Origin of the sequence: Streptomyces sp. LMG1-1-1.1, assembly GCF_040815545.1 — a bacterium.
Classification (GTDB): domain Bacteria; phylum Actinomycetota; class Actinomycetes; order Streptomycetales; family Streptomycetaceae; genus Streptomyces.
The window spans coordinates 42,193-64,485 of sequence record NZ_JBFPNH010000028.1 but is presented as its reverse complement, the minus strand read 5'-3'; the positions used below and the strand labels follow the sequence as shown (position 1 = coordinate 64,485).

20 protein-coding genes are annotated in these 22,293 nt (G+C 72.7%); 16 read left to right on the top strand and 4 right to left on the bottom strand.

Annotated elements, in window-relative coordinates; translation table 11 throughout:
* Positions 1-9: 9 nt before the first annotated feature.
* Positions 10-738, bottom strand: a complete 729-nt coding sequence (locus MRBLMG1_RS16655; RefSeq protein WP_367824798.1) for an MBL fold metallo-hydrolase — start codon at positions 736-738, stop codon at positions 10-12.
* A gap of 147 nt (positions 739-885) precedes the next feature.
* Between MRBLMG1_RS16655 and hrcA the strand changes: the two genes are divergently transcribed.
* The 4 genes from hrcA to MRBLMG1_RS16635 all read left to right on the top strand — a co-directional run bounded on the left by hrcA (position 886) and on the right by MRBLMG1_RS16635 (position 4,999).
* Entirely contained in the window at positions 886-1,905 is a 1,020-nt protein-coding gene (gene hrcA / locus MRBLMG1_RS16650; protein WP_367824797.1) for a heat-inducible transcriptional repressor HrcA, read from the top strand.
* Positions 1,906-3,042, top strand: a complete 1,137-nt coding sequence (gene dnaJ, locus MRBLMG1_RS16645) for a molecular chaperone DnaJ (protein WP_056559063.1) — start codon at positions 1,906-1,908, stop codon at positions 3,040-3,042.
* A gap of 134 nt (positions 3,043-3,176) precedes the next feature.
* Positions 3,177-4,259 (top strand): nitronate monooxygenase, encoded by a 1,083-nt coding sequence (locus MRBLMG1_RS16640; RefSeq protein ID WP_367824796.1) that lies wholly within the window; start codon positions 3,177-3,179, stop codon positions 4,257-4,259.
* On the top strand, positions 4,256-4,999 hold the full coding sequence (locus MRBLMG1_RS16635) for a 16S rRNA (uracil(1498)-N(3))-methyltransferase (protein ID WP_367824795.1): 744 nt from the start codon (positions 4,256-4,258) through the stop codon (positions 4,997-4,999). The genes MRBLMG1_RS16640 and MRBLMG1_RS16635 overlap by 4 nt, the downstream gene beginning before the upstream one ends.
* A 53-nt stretch (positions 5,000-5,052) precedes the next feature.
* Here the strand turns inward: MRBLMG1_RS16635 and MRBLMG1_RS16630 are convergent, their stop codons facing one another.
* Entirely contained in the window at positions 5,053-5,430 is a 378-nt protein-coding gene (locus MRBLMG1_RS16630; protein ID WP_367824794.1) for a hypothetical protein, read from the bottom strand.
* A 74-nt stretch (positions 5,431-5,504) separates the two neighbouring features.
* Between MRBLMG1_RS16630 and MRBLMG1_RS16625 the strand changes: the two genes are divergently transcribed.
* The 6 genes from MRBLMG1_RS16625 (at position 5,505) to MRBLMG1_RS16600 (ending at position 13,698) form a co-directional block, all read left to right on the top strand.
* The gene (locus MRBLMG1_RS16625) at positions 5,505-6,908 is read left to right on the top strand and encodes an ATP-binding protein (protein WP_367824793.1); all 1,404 of its coding nucleotides are present in this window, start codon (positions 5,505-5,507) and stop codon (positions 6,906-6,908) included.
* Positions 6,905-8,008: a tetratricopeptide repeat protein gene (locus MRBLMG1_RS16620; protein ID WP_367824792.1), complete on the top strand. Its 1,104-nt coding sequence runs from the start codon at positions 6,905-6,907 to the stop codon at positions 8,006-8,008. Before MRBLMG1_RS16625 ends, MRBLMG1_RS16620 begins: the two co-directional genes overlap by 4 nt.
* A gap of 76 nt (positions 8,009-8,084) precedes the next feature.
* Entirely contained in the window at positions 8,085-8,444 is a 360-nt protein-coding gene (locus tag MRBLMG1_RS16615; RefSeq protein ID WP_367824791.1) for a histidine triad nucleotide-binding protein, read from the top strand.
* 3 nt (positions 8,445-8,447) lie between these two features.
* Positions 8,448-9,350: a ribonuclease Z gene (locus MRBLMG1_RS16610; protein ID WP_367824790.1), complete on the top strand. Its 903-nt coding sequence runs from the start codon at positions 8,448-8,450 to the stop codon at positions 9,348-9,350.
* A gap of 10 nt (positions 9,351-9,360) precedes the next feature.
* Complete coding sequence (locus MRBLMG1_RS16605; RefSeq protein WP_367824789.1) at positions 9,361-10,383, top strand: adenosine deaminase; 1,023 nt, start codon at positions 9,361-9,363, stop codon at positions 10,381-10,383.
* A 390-nt stretch (positions 10,384-10,773) separates the two neighbouring features.
* Positions 10,774-13,698: a DUF7507 domain-containing protein gene (locus tag MRBLMG1_RS16600; RefSeq protein WP_367824788.1), complete on the top strand. Its 2,925-nt coding sequence runs from the start codon at positions 10,774-10,776 to the stop codon at positions 13,696-13,698.
* Between the two features lie 116 nt (positions 13,699-13,814).
* Here the strand turns inward: MRBLMG1_RS16600 and MRBLMG1_RS16595 are convergent, their stop codons facing one another.
* Positions 13,815-15,149 (bottom strand): MFS transporter, encoded by a 1,335-nt coding sequence (locus tag MRBLMG1_RS16595; protein WP_367824787.1) that lies wholly within the window; start codon positions 15,147-15,149, stop codon positions 13,815-13,817.
* A 255-nt stretch (positions 15,150-15,404) separates the two neighbouring features.
* Between MRBLMG1_RS16595 and MRBLMG1_RS16590 the strand changes: the two genes are divergently transcribed.
* The 5 genes from MRBLMG1_RS16590 to MRBLMG1_RS16570 all read left to right on the top strand — a co-directional run bounded on the left by MRBLMG1_RS16590 (position 15,405) and on the right by MRBLMG1_RS16570 (position 19,852).
* Positions 15,405-16,523: a carbohydrate kinase family protein gene (locus MRBLMG1_RS16590; RefSeq protein ID WP_367824786.1), complete on the top strand. Its 1,119-nt coding sequence runs from the start codon at positions 15,405-15,407 to the stop codon at positions 16,521-16,523.
* A gap of 105 nt (positions 16,524-16,628) precedes the next feature.
* Entirely contained in the window at positions 16,629-17,675 is a 1,047-nt protein-coding gene (locus MRBLMG1_RS16585; protein ID WP_367824785.1) for a PhoH family protein, read from the top strand.
* A 29-nt stretch (positions 17,676-17,704) separates the two neighbouring features.
* A complete protein-coding gene (gene ybeY / locus MRBLMG1_RS16580) occupies positions 17,705-18,202 on the top strand; it encodes an rRNA maturation RNase YbeY (protein WP_250760877.1) in 498 nt (165 codons plus the stop codon).
* A 4-nt stretch (positions 18,203-18,206) separates the two neighbouring features.
* A complete protein-coding gene (locus MRBLMG1_RS16575; protein ID WP_367824784.1) occupies positions 18,207-19,502 on the top strand; it encodes a hemolysin family protein in 1,296 nt (431 codons plus the stop codon).
* Positions 19,499-19,852, top strand: a complete 354-nt coding sequence (locus MRBLMG1_RS16570) for an MmcQ/YjbR family DNA-binding protein (RefSeq protein ID WP_367824783.1) — start codon at positions 19,499-19,501, stop codon at positions 19,850-19,852. Before MRBLMG1_RS16575 ends, MRBLMG1_RS16570 begins: the two co-directional genes overlap by 4 nt.
* A 1-nt stretch (position 19,853) precedes the next feature.
* Here MRBLMG1_RS16570 and MRBLMG1_RS16565 read toward each other — a convergent pair whose 3' ends face one another.
* Entirely contained in the window at positions 19,854-21,257 is a 1,404-nt protein-coding gene (locus tag MRBLMG1_RS16565) for an MFS transporter (protein WP_367824782.1), read from the bottom strand.
* 132 nt (positions 21,258-21,389) lie between these two features.
* Between MRBLMG1_RS16565 and MRBLMG1_RS16560 the strand changes: the two genes are divergently transcribed.
* Entirely contained in the window at positions 21,390-22,277 is an 888-nt protein-coding gene (locus tag MRBLMG1_RS16560; protein WP_367824781.1) for a helix-turn-helix transcriptional regulator, read from the top strand.
* The last annotated feature ends 16 nt before the right edge of the window (positions 22,278-22,293 follow it).

Here is a 22,293-nt window from a genome sequence, read left to right as displayed (position 1 = left end):
CGGGCGACGTTATGCGACGGAGAAGCGCCTCGCCAGTTCCTCCCGCTGGAGTCGTACGAACGTGGCGTCGACCACCGCACCGTGCCCCGGCACGTACAGGGCGTCCTCGCCGCCGAGGTCCAGCAGTCGGTCGAGCGCGTCCGGCCAGCGGGCCGGGATCGCGTCCGGGCCCGCCTGCGGCTCGCCGGACTCCTCGACCAGGTCGCCGCAGAACACCACCTCGCGCGCGCCCGGCACGCAGAGTGCGAGGTCGTGGCCGGAGTGGCCGGGGCCCACGTTCGCGAGGAGGACCTGCCGGCCGCCCAGGTCGAGGGTCCACTCGCCGGAGACGACGTGCCGCGGGGCCACCAGGACGTCCGCGGCCTCCGCTGCGGCCGCCGCGTCCAGGCCGTGCCGTACCGCGTCGGTGCGCAGCTCCTCCCGCTCCCGCGCCCGGCCGAGGAGGTCGTCGGCACCCACCGCGCCGAAGACCTCGGCGCCCGCGAAGGCGGCGGTGCCGAAGACGTGGTCGAAGTGGGGGTGGCTGAGTGCGATGTGCGTCACCTTGCGGCCGGCTGTGAGTGCCGTCACCTGGGCCCGCAGTTCGGCGCCCTCGGCGAGGGAGGATCCCGTGTCGTACAGGAGCACCGCCCGTTCCCCCAGTACCAGTCCGGCCGTGGCGTCCCATCGGGGCAGTCGTCGCCGGCCCACCCCGTCCGCGAGGCGTTCCCATCCGTGCGCTTCCCAATCCACGTCCATGGGGCGACGCTAGCCGGTGGGGGCGCCGCCTCCTTGCCAGGAGCGATGCCGGCCGCCGTACACTGACCGGGGACCGCTGGCACTCGGACCAGGTGAGTGCCAAAAGCGGAGCAACCGGAACGACGTCGACAGCTGGAGGTGCGCACGATGCTCAGCGAACGCAGACTCGAGGTGCTGCGCGCCATCGTCCAGGACTACGTCGGGACGGAGGAGCCCGTCGGCTCCAAGGCGCTCACCGAGCGGCACAAGCTCGGCGTCTCGCCGGCCACGGTGCGCAACGACATGGCGGTCCTCGAGGACGAGGGCTACATCGCGCAGCCCCACACCAGCGCGGGCCGCATCCCGACCGACAAGGGCTACCGGCTCTTCGTCGACCGGCTGGCCGGCGTCAAGCCGCTGTCGACGCCCGAGCGGCGCGCCATCCACAACTTCCTCGACGGCGCGGTGGACCTGGACGACGTCGTCGGCCGCACGGTCCGGCTGCTCGCCCAGCTGACCCGTCAGGTCGCCGTCGTCCAGTACCCCTCGCTGACCCGTTCGACCGTCCGGCACGTGGAGCTGCTCTCGCTGGCCCCGGCCCGCCTGATGCTGGTGCTCATCACGGACACCGGACGGGTCGAGCAGCGGGTCATCGACTGCCCGGTGCCCTTCGGCGAGGCCTCGCTGGCCGACCTGCGGGCCCGGCTCAACAGCCGGGTCGTCGGCCGCCGGTTCGCCGACGTGCCGCAGCTGGTGCAGGACCTTCCCGATTCCTTCGAGGAGCTCGAGGACCGCGCCACGGTCTCCACCGTGCTCGCGACCCTCCTGGAGACGCTCGTGGAGGAGCACGAGGAGCGGTTGATGATCGGCGGCACCGCCAATCTGACCCGCTTCGGACCCGACTTTCCCCTGATGATCAGGCCCGTCCTGGAAGCTCTGGAGGAGCAGGTCGTGCTCCTCAAGCTGCTCGGCGAGGCCAAGGAATCGGGCATGACCGTACGCATCGGGCACGAGAACGCCCACGAGGGGCTGAGCTCCACGTCCGTGGTCTCGGTCGGCTACGGTTCGGGCGGCGAGGCAGTCGCCAAACTCGGCGTGGTCGGACCGACCCGCATGGACTACCCCGGAACGATGGGAGCGGTACGCGCAGTGGCACGTTACGTCGGACAGATCCTGGCGGAGTCGTAAGTGGCCACGGACTACTACGCCGTACTCGGCGTGCGCCGCGACGCGTCCCAGGACGAGATCAAGAAGGCGTTCCGGAGGCTCGCCCGCGAGCTGCACCCGGACGTCAATCCCGATCCGAAGACGCAGGAACGCTTCAAGGAGATCAACGCCGCCTACGAGGTCCTGTCGGACCCGCAGAAGAAGCAGGTCTACGACCTCGGCGGCGACCCGCTCTCGGCCTCCGGCGGAGGCGGCGCGGGCGGCTTCGGTGCCGGTGGCTTCGGCAACTTCTCCGACATCATGGACGCCTTCTTCGGCACGGCCTCGCAGCGCGGCCCGCGCTCGCGGACCCGCCGCGGCCAGGACGCCATGATCCGCCTGGAGATCGACCTCAACGAGGCGGCCTTCGGCACCACCAAGGACATCCAGGTCGACACGGCGGTCGTCTGCACGACCTGCTCGGGCGAGGGCGCCGCTCCCGGCACCTCCGCGCAGACCTGTGACATGTGCCGTGGCCGCGGCGAGGTCTCCCAGGTCACCCGGTCCTTCCTGGGCCAGGTCATGACCTCCCGGCCCTGCCCGCAGTGCCAGGGCTTCGGCACCGTCGTCCCGACGCCGTGCCCGGAGTGCGCGGGCGACGGCCGGGTCCGGTCCCGCCGGACCCTCACGGTCAAGATCCCGGCCGGTGTCGACAACGGCACCCGCATCCAGCTCGCGGGCGAGGGCGAGGTCGGCCCCGGCGGCGGCCCGGCCGGCGACCTGTACGTCGAGATCCACGAGACCCCGCACGAGACGTTCCAGCGGCGCGGCGACGACCTGCACTGCACGGTCACCCTGCCGATGACGGCGGCCGCGCTCGGCACCAAGGTGCAGCTGCAGACCCTCGACGGCCTGGAGGAGATCGACGTCCGGCCGGGCACGCAGTCCGGCCAGTCGATCCCGCTGCACGGCCGTGGTGTGACGCACCTGCGCGGCAACGGCCGGGGTGACCTCATCGTGCACGTCGAGGTCCAGACGCCGGGCAAGCTCGACGCGGAGCAGGAGCGGCTGCTGCGCGAGCTCGCCAAGCTGCGCGGCGAGGAGCGGCCGACCGGCCAGTTCCAGCCGGGCCAGCAGGGCTTGTTCTCGCGCCTGAAGGACGCCTTCAACGGGCGGTAGGACCGAGCTGTACGGAGGGAGGGGCGGCACCCGCGGATCGCGGGTGCCGCCCCTCCCTCCGCTTGCGGAGCGGGTGCTTCCATGACCTGACGTACGGATTCGGCCGGGAAGCAGGGGCATGGCACGATGCCCATATGTCCACCACCGCACTGAACGATCTCTCTCGGTTTCCGATCGTGCAGGCCCCCATGGCGGGTGGAGCCTCCTGTCCCGAGCTCGTCGGAGCCGTCTGCGAGGCCGGGGCGCTCGGCTTCCTGGCCGGCGGGTACAAGACGGCCGGAGGCCTGTACCAGGAGATCAAGCAGGTACGCCGACTCACCTCGAGTCCCTTCGGCGTCAACCTCTTCATGCCGCAGGACGGGCGGCCCGCCGACCCCGCCGCGGTGGAGGTCTACCGCCACCAGCTCGCGGGCGAGGCCACCTGGTACGAGACCCCGCTCGGCGAGGCCGACGACAGCCGTGACGACGCCTACGACGCCAAGCTGGCGATCCTCCGCGAGGACCCGGTCCGGGTCGTCTCCTTCACGTTCGGCTGCCCGGAGCCCGAGGTCCTCGCCTCGTTCGCCCGGATCGGCACGTTCACGATCGTCACCGTCACCTCCGCCGACGAGGCCGTCGCCGCCGAGCGGGCGGGCGCCGACGCCGTGTGCGTCCAGGGCGTCGAGGCCGGCGGGCACCAGGGCACGTACCGCGACGACCCGGCCGACGAGGGCGTGCCGGGCACCGGGCTGCTCGCCCTCGTCACCCAGGTCCGCGAGCGCGTCGGACTGCCGATCGTCGCCGCCGGCGGGATCATGCGCGGCGCGCAGATCGCCGCCGTCCTCGCCGCCGGTGCCGACGCCGCACAGCTCGGCACCGCCTTCCTCGGCTGCCCCGAGTCGGGCGCCCACCCGCTGCACAAGGGGGCCCTGACCGACCCGCTGTTCACCAGGACCGCCCTCACCCGGGCCTTCTCCGGGCGTCCGGCGCGGGGACTGGTCAACCGCTTCATGCGCGAGCACGGGCCGTACGCCCCCGCCGCCTACCCGGAGATCCACCACCTCACCGCCCCGATCCGCAAGGCGGCCGCCACCGCCGGCGACGCCCAGGGCATGGCCCTGTGGGCCGGGCAGGGCCACCGGCTCGCCCGGGCGCTCCCCGCCGGGGAGCTGGTCGAGGTGCTGGCCGCCGAACTCGACACCGCCCTCTCCGAGATCGCCCACAGGAGCGCCTCATGACCGCACCCGTCTTCGTCGTCGACGTCCTCCCCGACACCCGGCGCTTCGTCCTGGACGGGCCCGAGGGCCGGCACGCCGTCTCCGTGAAGCGGCTGAACCCGGGCGAGAGCGTCGTCCTGACCGACGGCCGGGGCCGCTGGGCCGATTGCGTGGTGGTCGCCGCGGAGGGCAAGGACCGGCTGACCGTGGAGTTCTCGTCCGTGTCCGAGGATCCCGAGGAGGAGCCGCGCATCACGGTCGTCCAGGCGCTCCCCAAGGGCGACCGGGGCGAACTCGCCGTCGAGACCATGACGGAGACCGGCGTGGACGCGATCGTGCCGTGGGCCGCGTCCCGCTGCATCACCCAGTGGAAGGGCGACCGCGGCCTCAAGGCCCTCGCCAAGTGGCGTTCCACCGCCCGCGAGGCGGGCAAGCAGTCGCGCCGCACCCGCTTCCCCGAGGTCGCCGACCCGATGAGCACGAAGCAGGTCGCCGCGCTCCTCGCGGGCGCCGACTTCGCGGCCGTCCTGCACGAGGACCGCGACCACTCGAGCGGCGCGCTCGCCACCGCCGCACTCCCGGAGAAGGGCTCGATCGTCCTGGTCGTCGGCCCCGAGGGCGGGGTCTCGCCGGACGAGCTCGCCGCCTTCGAGGCGGCCGGCGCGAAGCCCTACCGCTTGGGCCGCAGCGTCCTGCGCACCTCCACGGCGGGCACGGCGGCGACCGCCCTCGTCCTGGGCCGCACCTGCCGCTGGAGCTAGGGATTCTCCTGTCCTTCAGGCCCGCGAGCCCGGCTTGAACGGCAAGCCACCCCCTAGGCCCCGTCCGTGAGTCCCGCCCGGTCCGTGGCCGTCAGGGCGTCGTAGAGGGGCCAGGCGTCCTCCTCGTGGACGCCGTGGGCGGTGGGGAGGAGGCCGCGGGTCGCGGCCTCCGCCAGGAAGCGGCGTACGACACCGGGCTGGTTCAGGTTCAGGATGTCGCCGCCGGTGGAGGCGACGTCGCCGAGGCCGAAGGGGTAGCCGGCCACGATGCGGCCCGGGCCGTCGCGGAACACCAGCCGGAGCTGGGCGTGCCGGTGCTCGGCGCGCCGCAGGGAGAGCACGGTCCGGCAGTCGGGGTGCCGGTGCCGGACGTTCCAGAGCCACACGGTCCCGTCCACGGTCAGCCTGCGCGGCGCGCCTTCCCGTCTCATGCCGGGCACCCTACGCCCCGCGCCCTGCCGCACCCGGTGGACAACGGCCCCCCGCCGCTCCTTAGGCTGGCCGCATGGCCGACGAGTCCCCTCTGATCCGCAGTCTGCGCGCCGCCGTGGGCGCCGCCCCGGGTGACGTACCCCTGCGTCTTCACTTCGCCGAACTCCTCCTCGCCGAGGGGCGGAACGACGAGGCCGTCGCGGAGGCGGCGGTCGCGCTCCAGCACGCGCCGGGGGACGCGGCCGTGCGGGCGCTGATGGTGCGGGCGATGGGCCTGCCCCCGGCCGCCGCGCCCGCCCCCTCGTCGGCGCCGGGGCCCGATGCGGCGCCGACGCCCGCTCCGACGCCGACGACCACGACGGCGGCGGCGCCGACGACCGGTCCGGCTCCGGACGAGCCGCCCGCGCCCGCGGCCGCCCCGGCTCCCGAAGAGCCGCCCGCGCCCGCCCCGGCTCACGAAGGGCCCGCGGGGCCCGCACCCGCCTTCGACTGGGACGCCGCCGAGCAGCAGGTGCGGGACCTGGTCGGGCCCCGGTTCCTGGACGCGCCGCAGGCCGACGGCGGCGAGGGGACCGCGGGGGACGCGGCCGCCTGGGACGTCGACGCGCCCGGGGCCGTGCGGCTGGCGGACGTCGGCGGCATGGAGGAGGTCAAGGACCGCCTGGAGGCCGCCTTCCTCGCGCCGATGCGCAACCCCGAACTGCGCAGGCTGTACGGGAAGTCGCTGCGCGGCGGGCTGCTGCTCTACGGGCCGCCCGGCTGCGGCAAGACGTTCGTCGCGCGGGCCGTCGCGGGCGAGCTGGGCGCGAACTTCCTCACGGTGTCGCTCTCCGACGTCCTCGACATGTGGATCGGGGCCTCGGAGAAGAACATCCACGACATCTTCGAGACCGCCCGCCGCCAGGCGCCCTGCGTCGTCTTCCTCGACGAGCTGGACGCCCTCGGCGCCAAGCGCTCGCGCACCCACCACAGCGGTCTGCGCAACGTCGTCAACCAGCTGCTCACCGAGCTCGACGGCATCGCGAGCGGCGCCGGCAACGAGGGCGTCTTCGTGCTCGCCGCCACCAACGTGCCCTGGGACGTGGACATCGCGCTGCGCCGCCCCGGCCGCCTCGACCGCACCCTGCTCGTGCTGCCGCCGGACGCCGGCGCCCGGGAGTCGATCCTCCGCTACCACCTGCGGGACCGCCCGATCGAGGCCGTCGACCTCGGCAAGCTCGTCAAGGTCACCGAGGACTTCTCCGGCGCCGACCTCGCGCACGTGTGCGAGACGGCCGCAGAGGCGGCGCTCCTCGACTCGGCCCGCACCGGCTCCGTACGGCTGATCACCACCAAGGACCTGCTCGGCGCGGCCAAGCAGATCAAGCCGTCGACGGAGCCGTGGTTCGCCGCGGCCCGGAACGTCGCCATGTTCGCCAACGAGGGCGGCCTGTACGACGACCTCCTCGCCCACCTCAAGCGGAAGCGCAAGCTGTGACCGCCCCGGGCGGACCGACCGCGCTGCTGCGCGCCGAGGCGCTGTACGACACCGGGCGGTACGCGCAGGCGGGGCAGCTCGTCGCCCAGCACCTGGCGACCGATCCGGAGGACGCCGAGGCCCTGGTGCTGCTCGCCCGCTGCCACCACCGGAGCGGGGCAGGGCCCGCCGCCCTGGCCGCGGTGGACCAGGCCCTGCGGGCCCGGCCCGAACTGCTCGGGGGCTGGCTCATGCGCGTCCACATCCTGCTCGCCGCCAAGCGGTACCCGGAGGCGGAGGCCTCCGCCCGGCACGCCGTCGAACTCGCCCCGCAGTACTGGGGCACGCACTACGCGCTCGGCACCGCCCTCGCGGAGCACGGCGAGCACGCCCGCACGCCCGGCCGGACCGTCGAGGCGTACGAGGCGGCCAGGGCCGCCGTCGCCCTCGCCCCCGAGGAGGACGCGGCCCACTTCCTGGTCGGTCTGACCGCCCAGCGCCGGGGCGACCGGGTCACCGCGCAGCGGGCGTACGAGACGACGCTGCGGCTCAACCCGCAGAGCAGCGAGGCCCACAACAACCTGTCGCTGCTGCGGCTGCGCCGCCGCTGGTTCCGCCGCGGCGCGTGGACCCAGGCCGCCGAGGGCTTCGTCGCCTCCGCCGCGCTCGACCTCCACGACCGCAAGGCCCGCTACAACCTGGAGGCCATGGCCTGGAACACCGTCGCCGGGGCCCGCTGGGTGGCCCTGCTCGGCTTCGTGGCCTCCGCCGTCGCCCTCGCCTGGGTCCCCGACGGCGCGGGCTGGGCCGACGCGGCCGTCCCGCTCCTCGCGGGCGAGGCCGTGGTCGTCGGCTCGTGGACCGGGTGGGCGGTGTGGATGGCCCGCCGGGTGCCGCCCCGGCTGCGCCGGCCCCTGCTCCTCGTGGCGCGCAACTGCCGGCCCGTGCTGTTCATGGCCGGGGCGGTCGGGCTCCTCGGTCTCTACTCGCTCGCCGCGCCGGCCCTGTGGTCCTTCGACTCGGGGGTGGTGAGCGGTCTCGGCACGCCCCTGTTCTGGGCCGTGATCATCACGTACTGGGTGAGCCGCTCGGCCCTGAACCGGCGCGCGCCGAAGGACTGACCGGGGACGCGTCGGCGACGGGGGCGGCCGATAGCATGCGCGTGTACTGACCGACGGAGGCGAGGAGGCCCGGGCCATGGCCGGAGAGCCGCAGAGCGACTGCCTGTTCTGCAAGATCGTGGCGGGGGAGGTGCCGGCGACGATCGTCCGCGAGACCGAGACGACCCTGGCGTTCCGCGACATCAACCCGCAGGCGCCGACGCACGTCCTCGTGATCCCGCGCGTCCACTACCCGGACGCCGCGTCGCTGGCCGCCGCCGCGCCGACGGTGGCCGCCGACATACTGCGCGAGGCCGGCGAGGTCGCCGCCCAGGAGAAGGTCGACGGCCACGGCTTCCGGATCGTCTTCAACACCGGCGCGGGCGCCGGCCAGACGGTCTTCCACGCCCACGCGCACGTGCTGGGCGGCCGCGGCCTCAACTGGCCCCCCGGATAAGCCGTGTCCGTACGCGAACTGGTCGTCCTCGGCACCGCGAGCCAGGTCCCGACCCGGCACCGCAACCACAACGGCTACCTGCTGCGCTGGGACGGCCAGGGCATCCTCTTCGACCCCGGCGAGGGCACCCAGCGCCAGATGCTGCGGGCCGGGGTCGCCGCGCACGACCTCGACCGGATCTGCGTGACGCACTTCCACGGCGACCACTCGCTCGGCCTGGCCGGGGTGATCCAGCGGATCAACCTCGACCAGGTCCCGCACCCGGTCACCGCGCACTACCCGGCGAGCGGGCAGCACTTTTTTGAACGGCTGCGGTACGCCACGGCGTACCGGGAGACCGTGAAGCTGACCGAGTCGCCCGTCGCCGCCGACGGGCCGCTCGCCGTCACCGAGGCGTACACCCTCGACGCGCGCCGGCTCTCGCACCCCGTCGAGTCGTACGGCTACCGGCTCACCGAGCCCGACGGGCGCCGCATCCTGCCCGAGAAGCTCGCCGCGCACGGCATCAAGGGCCCCGACGTGGGCCGGATCCAGCGCGACGGCGTCCTGGACGGCGTCACGCTCGACGAGGTCAGCGAGGTCCGGCGCGGGCAGCGCTTCGCCTTCGTCATGGACACCCGCCTCTGCGACGGCGTGCACGCCCTCGCCGACGGCGCCGACATGCTCGTCATCGAGTCGACCTTCCTCGACGAGGACGTCCGGCTCGCCACCGACCACGGCCATCTGACGGCCGGACAGGCCGCGTCGGTCGCGCGGGACGCGGGGGTGCGGCACCTCGTCCTCACCCACTTCTCGCAGCGCTACTCCGACCCCGCGGAGTTCGAACGGCAGGCGCGGGCGGCCGGGTTCGACGGCGAGCTGAGCATTGCCCAGGACCTCATGAGGGTCCCCGTACCGAAGAGATAGAGCACCACCCATGCACCTCCCCACGGCGCTTCCCCCGGCGCTCCCCAAGGCCGAACTGCACCTCCACATCGAAGGCACCCTCGAACCCGAGCTGGCCTTCGCGCTCGCCGCGCGCAACGGCGTCACCCTGCCGTACGCGGACACCGCCGCCCTGCGCGAGGCGTACCGCTTCACCGACCTCCAGTCCTTCCTGGACCTCTACTACGGCCTGGTGGCGGTCCTGCGCACCGCCGAGGACTTCACGGAGCTCGCGGACGCCTATCTGGAGCGGGCCGCCGCCCAGGGCGTCCGGCACGCCGAGATCTTCTTCGACCCGCAGGCGCACACCGCCCGCGGCGTCCCGATCGGCACCGTGATCGAGGGCCTGGGCGCCTCCCTCGACCGCGCCGAGGAGCGGTACGGCATCTCGACGCGGCTCATCATGTGCTTCCTGCGCGACGAGTCCGCCGAGTCGGCGCTCGCGACCCTGGAGGCCGCGAAGCCGTACCTGGACCGGATCACCGGCGTCGGCCTGGACTCGGCCGAGGTCGGCCACCCGCCGGCCAAGTTCCGCGAGGTGTACGAGGAGGCCGCCCGGCTCGGCCTGCGCCGCGTCGCCCACGCGGGCGAGGAGGGCCCCGCCGCCTACGTCCGCGAGGCCCTGGACGTGCTCGGCGTGGAGCGGATCGACCACGGCCTGCGCTGCATGGAGGACCCGGAGCTCGTCGAGCGGCTGGCCCGCGAGCGGGTCCCGCTCACCCTCTGCCCCCTGTCGAACGTCCGGCTCCGCGTCGTCGACACCCTCGCCGACCACCCGCTCCGCACGATGATGGCCGCGGGCCTGCTGGTGACGGTGAACTCCGACGACCCGGCCTACTTCGGCGGCTACGCGGGCGACAACTTCGACGCGGTCCGGACCGCCCTGGCCCTGGAGCCGGAGCAGCTCCGCGAACTCGCCCGCAACTCCTTCGAGGCGTCCTTCCTGGAAGACGACGAGCCGCGCAGGGCCCGGTACCTCGCGGAGGTGGAGGCCTTCGACTTCGGCGCCGCCTAGGGCCTGTCGTCACACTCCCGTCTGCCCCGCGACGCCATGCACGCGCTCTCGCCGCACCGGGCACAAGCCCGAGTACGTCCAGTACGAGGACTCGCGCCCGGCACGCCGAGAGCACGCACCTGACGCCGCAGGGCCGCCCTTCGGGCGACGACGGGAGTTTGACGACAGGCCCTAGGCCTCTTCCATGCGCTCTCCGGTTTCGATGATCGCGCCTTCGCACCGGCCGACCATCCGATGATTCCGCGGCGGTGATGGGCCGGTCGAGCACACTTGCAGGCGGTGGCGGCGGGCAGGCGTGTTGCCCGTTTCGGGTCCGACGGCGAGTGCCATGATCGGGAAAAATCCGCTCCTCTATCAACGGGGCCGTGAGGCCTTGAGGAGGACCATCGCATGTCAAGGGTCGGTCGGTGCGCGCGTCTGTTCGTCGCACTCCTGTTGATGCTCGTGGGCTCGGCCGCCGTAGGCGCCACTTCCGCCCACGCCGCCACCGAGCAAGTCACCGTGAGCCTCTACCGGGTCGTCGAAATCTCCTGTGACGAGGGAGACGGCGAGGCGTGTGGGAACGACTACTATCCGAAATTCGAAATCGACCACCAGGGGCTGTTCGACGGGAAAGACGACTACTGCTGCGCCCACGGGGCCGACTTCAGGACCAACTGGGTCCGGACGGCAACCGTGGACACCAGCCACAACCCCGTCGCCATCCACTTGGAACTGTGGGACCAGGACGACCTGAGCGCCGACGACCCCGTCCGGTGGGTCGGTTCGAGCAACGACCTCAACCTCACATTCGACCTGATGACCTGCACGTTCACCGGCAGCGGTCTGACCGGTCAACAGGGAGCGGGGGTCCCCACCCTGGCCGGTGAGAGCGAGGGCCCCGTGGCCCGGGGCTACTTCACGATCACCACACCCTCGTGCGTGAGCCTGGCGAACAACGAGGACAGCGACGGCGACGGTCTCATGAACACCTGGGAAGTCCCGGGCAGGGGCTACGACTTCGACACCGACGGGACCGTGGACCTGCCCCTGGGGGACCAGCCGTACGGGGCCGTCCCCTACCGCAAGGACCTGTTCGTCGAGGCGGACTACATGGCCGAGACCAAGCCTCAGGCCGAGGCCCTCGCCGACGTGGTCAAGGCGTTCGCCGAGGCTCCGGTCGACCCGTACCCCGATCCGGCCGACGCGACGAAGACCAAGTTCCGGGGCGTCAACCTCCATGTGACGGAGGGAGAAGCCGTCACGACCGTGAACCCCCTCATGTGGCGGTCGGACGGCCCTGGCACGGCGGACGACTTCAACGACCTGAAGAGCGGGAGCCCGCCGGGCCCTTGCACCGGATTCTTCGGCTCGGCAGCCGATCGGTCCAGCCCCAACTGCGCGAACGTCCTGAGTGCGAAACGCCAGGCCTTCCGCTACATGCTCTTCGCCCTCACCTTCTTCGACGGATCCACGCCGCCCAAGGCGTCGACGGCGTCGGGCACTTCCGAGTGGACCTCCGTGGGCCCGCAGGGCGGCAACGACTTCATCGTGACCCTGGACACCTGGGATTCCTCGACGATCCAGAAGATCGGCGCACGCAGGAAGGCCGAGGCCGCCACCTTCATGCACGAGCTCGGGCACACGCTGAGCCTGGGACACGGCGGCAACGACGCGGTCAACTGCAAACCGAACTACCTCAGTGTCATGAACTACACCCTGCAGTTCGCGGGCAGGGACGCCGCGAGGCCGCTGGACTATTCCAGCGCGGCCCGGGGCACGGCCCTCGGGACGACCCCGGCCACGGTGCTCGACGAGGCGAGCCTGAACGAGAACAACGGCGTGTACGGGACGCCCTCACCCGCGCGCAACACCGTCTACGGAGTCGCCGGCAAGCTGCGCGTCGCACCCGCCACGAACGGTCCCATCGACTGGAACGAAACCGGCGGCGACAAGGAATCCGCCATCCCGGCCGACATCAACTACATCCAGTCCATCGGTCCTGACGACGGCGGATGCAGCAAGGCCAGCCCCGGCCAGAGCCTGGGCGGCTTCGACGACTGGGCGAACATCCAGTACAACCCCCGCCTCAACGCCGGGTTCTTCGCCGACGGAGACCGCCCGCTCCTGCCGGAGCTGACCGAGGAATCGGTCCGCGCCATGTTCCAGCAGGCCGACCTCAAGATCGCCAAGTCCGCCGACGAAGCCGACGCCACCGGCGGGGCCACGGTGCACTACACGACCACCGTGACCGACCTCGGACCCGGTACCGCCACGGGCGTCCACGTGGACGACACCCTGCCCGACGGCAGCACCCAGCAGCGCTCGCTCGCCGACCTGGCCAACGGCGCCACCGCCACGGTCACACCGGCCTTCACCTACCTCGTACCGTGCGACACGGCGGACGGCACGGTCCTCACCAACCGCGCCACGGTCACCGGCACCGACACCGAGGGCGTGCCCGACCCGTACACGGACGACAACACGGCACGGGCGACCACCACCGTGCACGCCCCGGTCCTGACCGTGGACAAGGCCGCCACGGCCACCGTCGACGCGGGCCAGGCCATCACGTACACCCTCACCTACGCCAACACGGGGAGCGGCGCCGCATCCGGCGTCACCCTCACCGACACCCTGCCGGCGGGCGTGTACTACAGCCAGGCACTCGATCTCGGCACCGGCCCCAGGCCGAGCTCCGTGACCCTCAACGAGGACGGCACCCGGACCCTGGTCTGGAACGTCGGCAGCCTCCCGGCGCACTCCGGCGACCGGCAGATCGTCTTCACCGCGAGGCCGACGCTCCTGGCCCTGGCCGGCACCACCTACACCGACACCGTGTCCGTCGGCTACAAGAACGCCGGCGGGGCGTGCACCTTCGCGCCCGTCACGGACTCCGCCACCACCACCATCACCGTGACGCCGCCCAGCCGCGACCCGCTCTCCCAGGGCTACTGGAGGAACCACCCGGGGCTGTGGACCGCCGAGTTCCTGGCCCGCGTCCAGGCCACCGACCAGCGGTACGACACCGACCGGAGCGGGGCCCTGTCCGCCGCCGAGGTCACCGCGGCCTTCCGCGACGACAACGCGCCCAAGAGCGTCCTGGGCAAGCAGCTGCTGGCCGTCTACCTCAACCTGGCCACCCGGCGCATCAACGCCGGAACGGCCATCCTCTCGCGTACCACCCAGTCACTGGGCCTGCACAACGTCCGCGAGGCCGTGATCTACGCACAGGACACGCTGCTCCTCCCGGTGAACTCCGGCACCACGCAGCGCTACAGCAGGATCATCGGAGTGCTGGACGACATCAACGCCAACAGGATCGAGCGTTACTGACGGCTGCCCGAAAGGCCTTCCGTACGCTCCGAGGCCCCGCTCCCGCGCATGTCCGCGCCGGTGGCGGGGCCTCGCCGCGAGGCGAACGTCGCAGGTGGGGAGGGGCGGAGCCGCCGCTATCCGCGGTCCGACGGCCGCGCCAGGCGGAAGGCGGACTTCGCCGCGCGGCGGTGTGCCGTGCGGACGGGGAACTCGGTGACGGGCTGTTCCGGCGCGCCCATCTGCGGGACGAGGGCGGAGGACGCCGAGGCCGTGCCCGCGAGGACCGCGGCCGGGGCGCCGCCGCGGCGCCGGACGGAGCCCGGGACGAGGGGGCGGCCGGAGGCGTGCCGGGCCACGGCCGTCATGGGGACCGCGACGAGGAGGAGCAGGGCGCAGAGGACCACGCCCATGCCCGGATACCCGGCGCTCTCCGACAGCAGGCTGCCGACGACCGGGCCGCAGGCCACGCCCAGGGAGGACGCCGAGCCGACCAGGACGGCCCAGCGGCCGCGCGGGTCGAGGGAGGCGGCGAGGCCGAGGAGGTACGAGAGGACGACCGGGTAGACGGCGTTCCACAGGATCTCGCCGGTCGCGAAGGAGGCCAGGCTCCCGGCGGCCGAACTCAGCAGCACGCAGGCCGCTATGGCGGCGGTGCCCACGCCGATCGGCACCGCCCGGCCGAGGCGCGAGCCGAGCGCGCCGGCCGCCGTGACCCCGGCGAGCCCCGCGCCGAGCGCCGCCGCGAAGACCGCGCCGACGGTGACCTCGGAGAGCCCGGCCTGGGTCAGTCCGATGCGGCCGCTCACGCCCCAGAGCGCGTTCTGCGCGAGGGACCAGCACAGGATGCCCCCGGCGAGCACGGCCCCGGCCCGGCGGTACGGCAGCGGGCCCGCGGGGGAGTCCGTGCGGGTTCCACGCGCGCGCGTGGAACCCGCCAGCCGGCCCGTAAGCGGCCACACCAGGACCGCCGCGCAGGCGATCGCGAGCAGCGGGGGCGCGTGGCCGCCGCCCAGGTGCGGCAGCGTGAGGTAGAGGGCGCCCGCGGTGGCCGAGACGGTGAGCAGGCCCAGTGTCGAGGCCCGGTGCGGGTCGCGCTCGCCGGCGATCCCGGCCGCGGCGACCGCCGTCGCCGTGCCCGAGCCGAGGCCGCCGAGGACCGTGCCCGCGACCACCAGGGGCACGGTGTGGGTCGCGGCGGCGGAGCCGTATCCGACGGCCATGGCGAGGAGGCCCGCGCGGGCCGCCGTGCGGGGGCCGATCCGTTCGCCGTGCGCGGCGAGCGTGAATCCGGCGGCGGAGGAGCCGAGCAGCAGCACCGAGCCGACCAGGCCGGCCTGGGAGGGGCCGAGGCCGAGGCCCGAGGCGAGGCGGCCGACGACGGTCGGCAGCAGGTACGGGGCGAGGTAACCGGCGGTGAAGAGGGCGACGAGGGCGACGAGGGCCCCCGAGCCGCGCAGGCGCGACGACATGGGCGTTCCCGGGAACGGAAAGGGAGGGGTGGAGCGCCCGGTGGTGCACGGAGCACGGGGTCGCGGAACCATGTGTATCAAGCAGGTGAGTTGTCCGAGAAGGTGGTACCCGAGGGTAAAGTGTGTGATCCGGGTCACCATCGGTTTGGTGTGCGGGTATACGGGTAAGAGACCGGCTTTCCTCGTGCGTCCCACCCTTCACCCGGCCCCCATCGGGCACACTGGGCTGATCCGCACCACGTACGGGGAGCCGCCGTGACCACAGCAAGGGGAGACCAGCCGCAACACGACGCCGGGGTCGACCCGTTGGTGTGCCTGCGCGAACCCACCGACCCCGCCTGCGACGTCTTCCTGACGGGCACGGTCTTCCTCGACATCATCTTCACCGGCCTCGACAGCGCCCCCGTCCGCGGCACCGAATCCTGGGCCCGCGGCATGGGCTCGAGCCCCGGCGGCGTCGCCAACATGGCCACCGCCCTCGCCCGCCTCGGCCTGCGCACCTCCCTCGCCGCCGCCTTCGGCGACGACCACTACGGCGAGTACTGCTGGGACGCCCTGGAGCAGGGCGAGGGCATCGACCTCTCGCTCTCCCGCACCGTCCCCGGCTGGCACTCCCCGGTCACCGTCTCCATGGCCTACGAGGGCGAGCGCACGATGGTCTCCCACGGCCACGAGGCCCCGCCGCTCGACGGCGCCCTGCCCGCCTACCCGCCGCACGCCCGCGCCGCCGTCGCCTCCCTCGTCCCCGGCCGCTCCGAGGACTGGGTCGCCCGGGCCGCCCGCGGCGGCGCCAAGGTCTTCGCCGACGTCGGCTGGGACGACACCGGCCGCTGGGACCTCGCCGGGCTCACCGACCTGGAGCACTGCGAGGCCTTCCTGCCGAACGCCGCCGAGGCCATGCGCTACACCCGCACCGACTGCCCCCGGGCCGCCGCCCGCGCCCTCGCCGACAAGGTCCGCTACGCCGTCGTCACCCTCGGCTCCGAAGGCGCCTACGCCGTCGACGGCGCCACCGGCGAGACCGCCGAGGTCCCCGCCATCCAGGTCGCCGCCCTCGACCCCACCGGCGCCGGGGACGTCTTCGTCGCCGGCTTCGTCACCGGCACCCTCGCCGACTGGCCCCTCGCCGACCGGCTCGCCTTCGCCGGCCTCACCGCCGCCCTCTCCGTCCAGGAGTTCGGCGGCTCCCTCTCCGCCCCCACCTGGGGCGAGATCGCCGCCTGGTGGCAGCACGTCCAGGGGCACGCCAAGCAGGACCCCGAGGCCCTGCGCGGCCGCTACGCCTTCCTGGAGCGCCTCCTGCCCGCCCCCGCCCGCCCCTGGCCGCTGCGCCGGGCCGTGCCGACGATCGGCTTCCGGGCCGCGGCCTCGTAAATTCCTTCGACCCGCCGCCGCCAAGTCGTAGGCTTGGGGACCGAGAGGTTGTCGAGCGGCGAGAACCCCGCAACGGGAGGTATGCGCAGGCCACAGTGCCGGCCCATGACTCAGACACCCACAGCCCACAACGGCGCGGCCCACGAGGGCGCGCCCGGTCAGGCCCGCGCCCAGTTCACGGTCCCCGCCAAGCACCCGATGGTGAGCCTCCTCGGCTCCGGTGACTCGCTGCTCCGCGTCATCGAGAGGTCGTTCCCGGGATCCGACATCCATGTCCGGGGCAACGAGGTCAGCGCGGTCGGCGACGCGGCGGAAGTCGCCCTGATCCAGCGCCTGTTCGACGAGATGATGCTGGTGCTCCGCACCGGTCAGCCGATGACGGAGGACGCAGTGGAACGCTCGATCGCCATGCTCAGGGCGAGCGGGGACGGTTCGGCGGAGGGCGGCGAGGAGACCCCCGCCGAGGTGCTCACGCAGAACATCCTCTCCAACCGGGGCCGCACGATCCGCCCCAAGACGCTCAACCAGAAGCGGTACGTCGACGCGATCGACAAGCACACGATCGTCTTCGGCATCGGCCCCGCCGGTACCGGAAAGACCTACCTCGCCATGGCCAAGGCGGTCCAGGCCCTGCAGTCCAAGCAGGTCACCCGGATCATCCTGACCCGGCCCGCCGTCGAGGCGGGCGAGCGCCTGGGCTTCCTGCCCGGCACGCTCTACGAGAAGATCGACCCGTACCTGCGGCCGCTCTACGACGCCCTGCACGACATGCTCGACCCCGACTCGATCCCCAAGCTCATGGCGAGCGGGACGATCGAGGTCGCACCCCTGGCGTACATGCGCGGACGCACGCTGAACGACGCGTTCATCATCCTCGACGAGGCGCAGAACACGAACCCCGAGCAGATGAAGATGTTCCTCACCCGCCTCGGCTTCGACTCGAAGATCGTCATCACCGGTGACGTCACCCAGGTCGACCTGCCCAACGGGACGAAGAGCGGTCTGCGACAGGTCCGGGACATCCTGGACGGCGTCCCGGACGTGCACTTCTCCACCCTCACGTCGCAGGATGTCGTCCGGCACAAGCTCGTCGGCCGTATCGTCGACGCGTACGAGCTGTACGACAGCCGCAACGGCCGCAACGGGCTGTGACGACTTAACGAGAGAAGTACACAAGCACCATGTCGATCGACGTCAACAACGAGTCCGGTACCGAGGTCGACGAGCAGGCGATCCTCGACATCGCCCGCTACGCGCTCGCGCGCATGCGCATCCACCCGCTCTCCGAGCTCTCGGTGATCGTCGTGGACGCGGAGGCGATGGAGCAGCTCCACATCCAGTGGATGGACCTGCCGGGTCCGACGGACGTCATGTCCTTCCCGATGGACGAACTGCGCCCGCCGGCGAAGGACGACGAGGAGCCCCCGCAGGGGCTCCTCGGCGACATCGTGCTCTGCCCCGAGGTCGCCACCCAGCAGGGCAAGGACGCGCCGACCGAGCACTCCATGGACGAGGAGCTCCAGCTCCTCACCGTCCACGGGGTGCTGCACCTCCTGGGGTACGACCACGAGGAGCCGGACGAGAAGGCCGAGATGTTCGGCCTCCAGGCGGCGATCGTCGACGGCTGGCGCGCGGAGAAGGGCCTCACCGGCCCGTCCCCGGCGCCGACCGTGTCCTGACCCGATGGACGTCTCGCTGATCCTCGGCGCCGTCGCGCTGGTCATCGTGGCCTGGCTCGCCGCCTGCGCCGAGGCCGGTATCGCCCGCGTCTCCAGCTTCCGCGCCGCCGAGGCCGTACGGTCCGGGCGGCGCGGGGCGGAGAAGCTCGCGCAGGTCGCCTCCGACCCGACCCGCTACCTCAACGTGGCGCTGCTCGTCCGGGTCGCCTGCGAGATGGCGGCCGGCGTCCTCGTCACCTACGCCTGCCTGGAGGCCTTCCCGGAGACCTGGGAGGCGCTGCTCGTCGCCATCGCCGTCATGGTCCTCGTCTCGTACGTGGCCGTCGGCGTCTCGCCGCGCACCATCGGCCGCCAGCACCCGCTGAACACGGCGACCGCCGCCGCGTACGTCCTGCTGCCGCTGGCCCGGATCATGGGCCCGATCCCGCAGCTGCTCATCCTCATCGGCAACGCGCTGACGCCGGGCAAGGGCTTCCGCAAGGGCCCCTTCGCCTCCGAGGCCGAGCTGCGGGCCATGGTCGACCTCGCCGAGCAGGAGTCGCTGATCGAGGACGAGGAGCGCCGCATGGTGCACTCGGTCTTCGAGCTGGGCGACACCCTCGTGCGCGAGGTGATGGTGCCGCGCACGGACCTCATCTGCATCGAGCGGTACAAGACGATCCGTCAGGCCCTCACGCTCGCGCTGCGCTCCGGTTTCTCCCGGATCCCGGTCACCGGCGAGAACGAGGACGACATCGTCGGCATCGTGTACCTGAAGGACCTGGTCCGCAAGACGCACGTCAACCGCGACTCCGAGGCGGACCTGGTGTCGACCGCGATGCGGCCCGCCGCCTTCGTGCCGGACACCAAGAACGCGGGCGACCTGCTGCGCGAGATGCAGCAGGAGCGCAACCACGTCGCCGTCGTCATCGACGAGTACGGCGGCACGGCCGGCATCGTCACCATCGAGGACATCCTGGAGGAGATCGTCGGCGAGATCACCGACGAGTACGACCGGGAACTGCCGCCGGTCCAGGACCTCGGCGAGGGCAGCCACCGGGTGACCGCCCGGCTCGACATCGGCGACCTCGGCGAGCTGTACGGCCTGGGCCCCGACGAGTACGACGACGAGGACGTGGAGACCGTCGGCGGGCTGCTCGCCAAGGCGCTCGGCCGCGTCCCGATCGCGGGCGCCGCGGCGGTCGTGGAACTGCCCGACGGCCGTTCGCTGCGGCTGACGGCGGAGGCGCCGGCCGGCCGCCGGAACAAGATCGTCACCGTGCTGGTGGAACCCCTGGAACCGGAGGACGCGACGGAATGACCCCCGACGAGCTGCGCACGCTCTGCCTGGACTTCAACGACGCCTCGGAGGAGTTCCCGTTCGGACCGGACACCTCCGTCTTCAAGGTGGCCGGGAAGATGTTCGCGCTGTCGTGGCTCGACGGCGATCCACTGCGGATCAACCTCAAGTGCGACCCGGACGAGGCGGTACGGCTCCGCGCGGAGTACCCCGCCGTCGCCCCCGGCTACCACATGAACAAGCGGCACTGGAACACCGTGACCGTCGGAGAGCTCCCGGACCGGATGGTCCGGGAGCTCGTCGAGGACTCGTACGACCTCGTCGTCGCCGGTCTGCCGAAGGCGGTACGGCTCCGCCTCGACCGCCCCTGACTCAGGAGCTGCGCCGCAGGCCGAGGCCGACGAGGACCGCGGTGCCGAGGACGATCGCCGCGTCCAGGGCGAGGACCGTGCGGACGCCGCCGAACAGGTCGCCGCCCGTGGTGGCGAGCACGCCGAGCAGCGGGATGCCGATCGTGAGGCCGACCTGCTGGGTGGTGGTCACCAGGCCGGTCGCCAGGCCCTGCTCCTCGTCCGGGACGCCGGAGGTGACGGTCAGCCCGTACGAGATGATCGCGCCCAGGTGGAACATGCAGGCCAGCGAGGCCGCGACGGTCGCGAGAACGGCCCCGGAGTCCCGTCCCACGCCGAGGATCGCGGCGGTCAGCAGGCCCTGCCCGACGAGCGAGCCGACCAGGACGCGGCGGGCGCCGAGCCGGCCGATCACCTTCGGGGCGAGCGTGCCGGCCACGATCGCGGACACGCCCTGCACGCCGAAGATCAGGCCGGTGACGAAGGCCGAGAGGTGCAGCGTCTCCTGGAGGTACAGGGTCAGGACGAAGACGACGGTCGACATCATCGAGAAGGTGATCAGACCGCCCAGGTTGCCGAAGGCGACCGTCCGCCGCCCCAGCATCGGCAGCGAGACCAGCGGGGCCGGGTGCCGGGACTCGACCCGCACGAAGACCGCGAGCAGCAGCAGCCCCGCCACCAGCGTGACCAGCACGTCGGCGCCGCCGAAGCCGCGCTGGGCAGCCGTCGACAGGGCGTAGATCAGGGCCAGCAGACCGCCGGTGACGGTCACCGCGCCCGGCACGTCGAGCCGGGGCCGCTCCGGGGTGCGGGACTCGGGCAGCAGGCCCGGCGCCAGCGGCAGCACCACCAGGGTGAAGAGGGCGAGCAGGCCCATGGTGGAGCGCCAGCCGAGGGTGTCGGTCATGACGCCGCCGAGCACCATGCCGACGGTGAAGCCGAGCGAGAGTACCGTGCCGGAGACGCCGAGCGCCCGGTCGCGCAGCGGCCCCTCGGGGAACGTGGTCGTCAGGAGCGACATGCCGGTGGGGACGATCGCGGCGGCGCCCAGGCCCTGGAGGGCGCGGCCGGTGAGGAAGACCGCCGGGTTCCAGGCGAAGGTGGCCAGCAGCGAGGCGGCGCCGAAGAGCGCGAGCCCGGCGAGGAACAGCTTCTTGCGGCCGTAGAGGTCGCCGATCCGTCCGAAGAGGAGCAGGAAGCCGCCGGACGGCAGGGCGAAGGCGGTGACGGCCCACTGGAGGGCGGACTGGCCGAGGCCGAGGTCGGCGCCGAGGACGGGCAGCGCCACGTTCAGGACGGAGAAGTCGAGCGCCACCATGAACTGGGCGGCGCACAGCACGAAGAGGATGAGCCGGGTGCGGCCGTTGAGCTCCGGGGGAGCCGCGGGGGTGGGGGGAGCGGTCGGGGGCGAGGTCGTCGTTGCCATGACCCCACCTTCGGCGTGCGGGAACAACCGTGGGGAGCGGGAACTTATCCTGTTGGTCGCACCACCAGGCACCACCAGGCACCACCAGGCACCGCCGGGTGTCCGCCATGCGTCCAGGGGGAGGAAGCACACGTGGCCACGGTCCTCGAGAGCGCCGGAGCGAAGCAGCACCGACTCGCCGAACTGCGCGAGTTCCTGATGAGCCGTCGGGCCCGGGTCAGTCCGGCGGAGGCGGGGCTCCCGGACGGCGGTGCGCGCCGCCGCACCCCGGGGCTGCGCCGGGAGGAGGTCGCGGTCCTCGCGGGCGTCGGGGTCTCCTGGTACCAGTGGCTCGAACAGGGCCGGGACATCACGGTCTCGCCGCAGGTCCTCGACTCGGTCGCGCGGGTGCTGCGGCTGAGCCCGGCGGAGCGGCGCCACCTGTACGTCCTGGCGGCCCTGAACCCGCCGGCCCTGGAGGCGGCCCCGGAGGACCGGGACATGTGCGACGGGCTGCGGCGCCTGATCGACGCGTGGATGCCGTTCCCGGCGCACATCATGGACCAGTACTGGAACACGGTCATGTACAACGACGCGGCGGCGATCGTGCTCGGGATGCGGCCGGAGATCTCGCAGAACTGCATGATCGCGTTCTTCACCGATCCGCTGTACCGGTCGCGGGTGGGCCACTGGGAGGAGCTCGCGCCGAAGGTGGTCGCGCAGTTCCGGTCGGCCTGCTCGGAGTGCGACGACGACGGCGGCTTCCGGGCGGTGATCGACGAGCTCAAGGAGCGCAGCGAGGAGTTCGTCGAGCTGTGGGAGCGGCGGGACATCCTGCCCGGCGGCCAGAACCGCAAGGAGATGGAGCACCCGATCGTCGGCACGCTCGTCGTCGAGGCGACCCAGCTCCGCGTCCCGGCCCGTCCGGACCTCGTCATCGTCCTGCACACCCCGCTCCCCGAGGCCGACACGGCCGAGAAGCTGGAGTGGCTCGTCTCGCCGGCGGGCCGCCGCGGCGCGATGTACCCGGTGGCGGGCTGATCCCGGGACGGTCGCG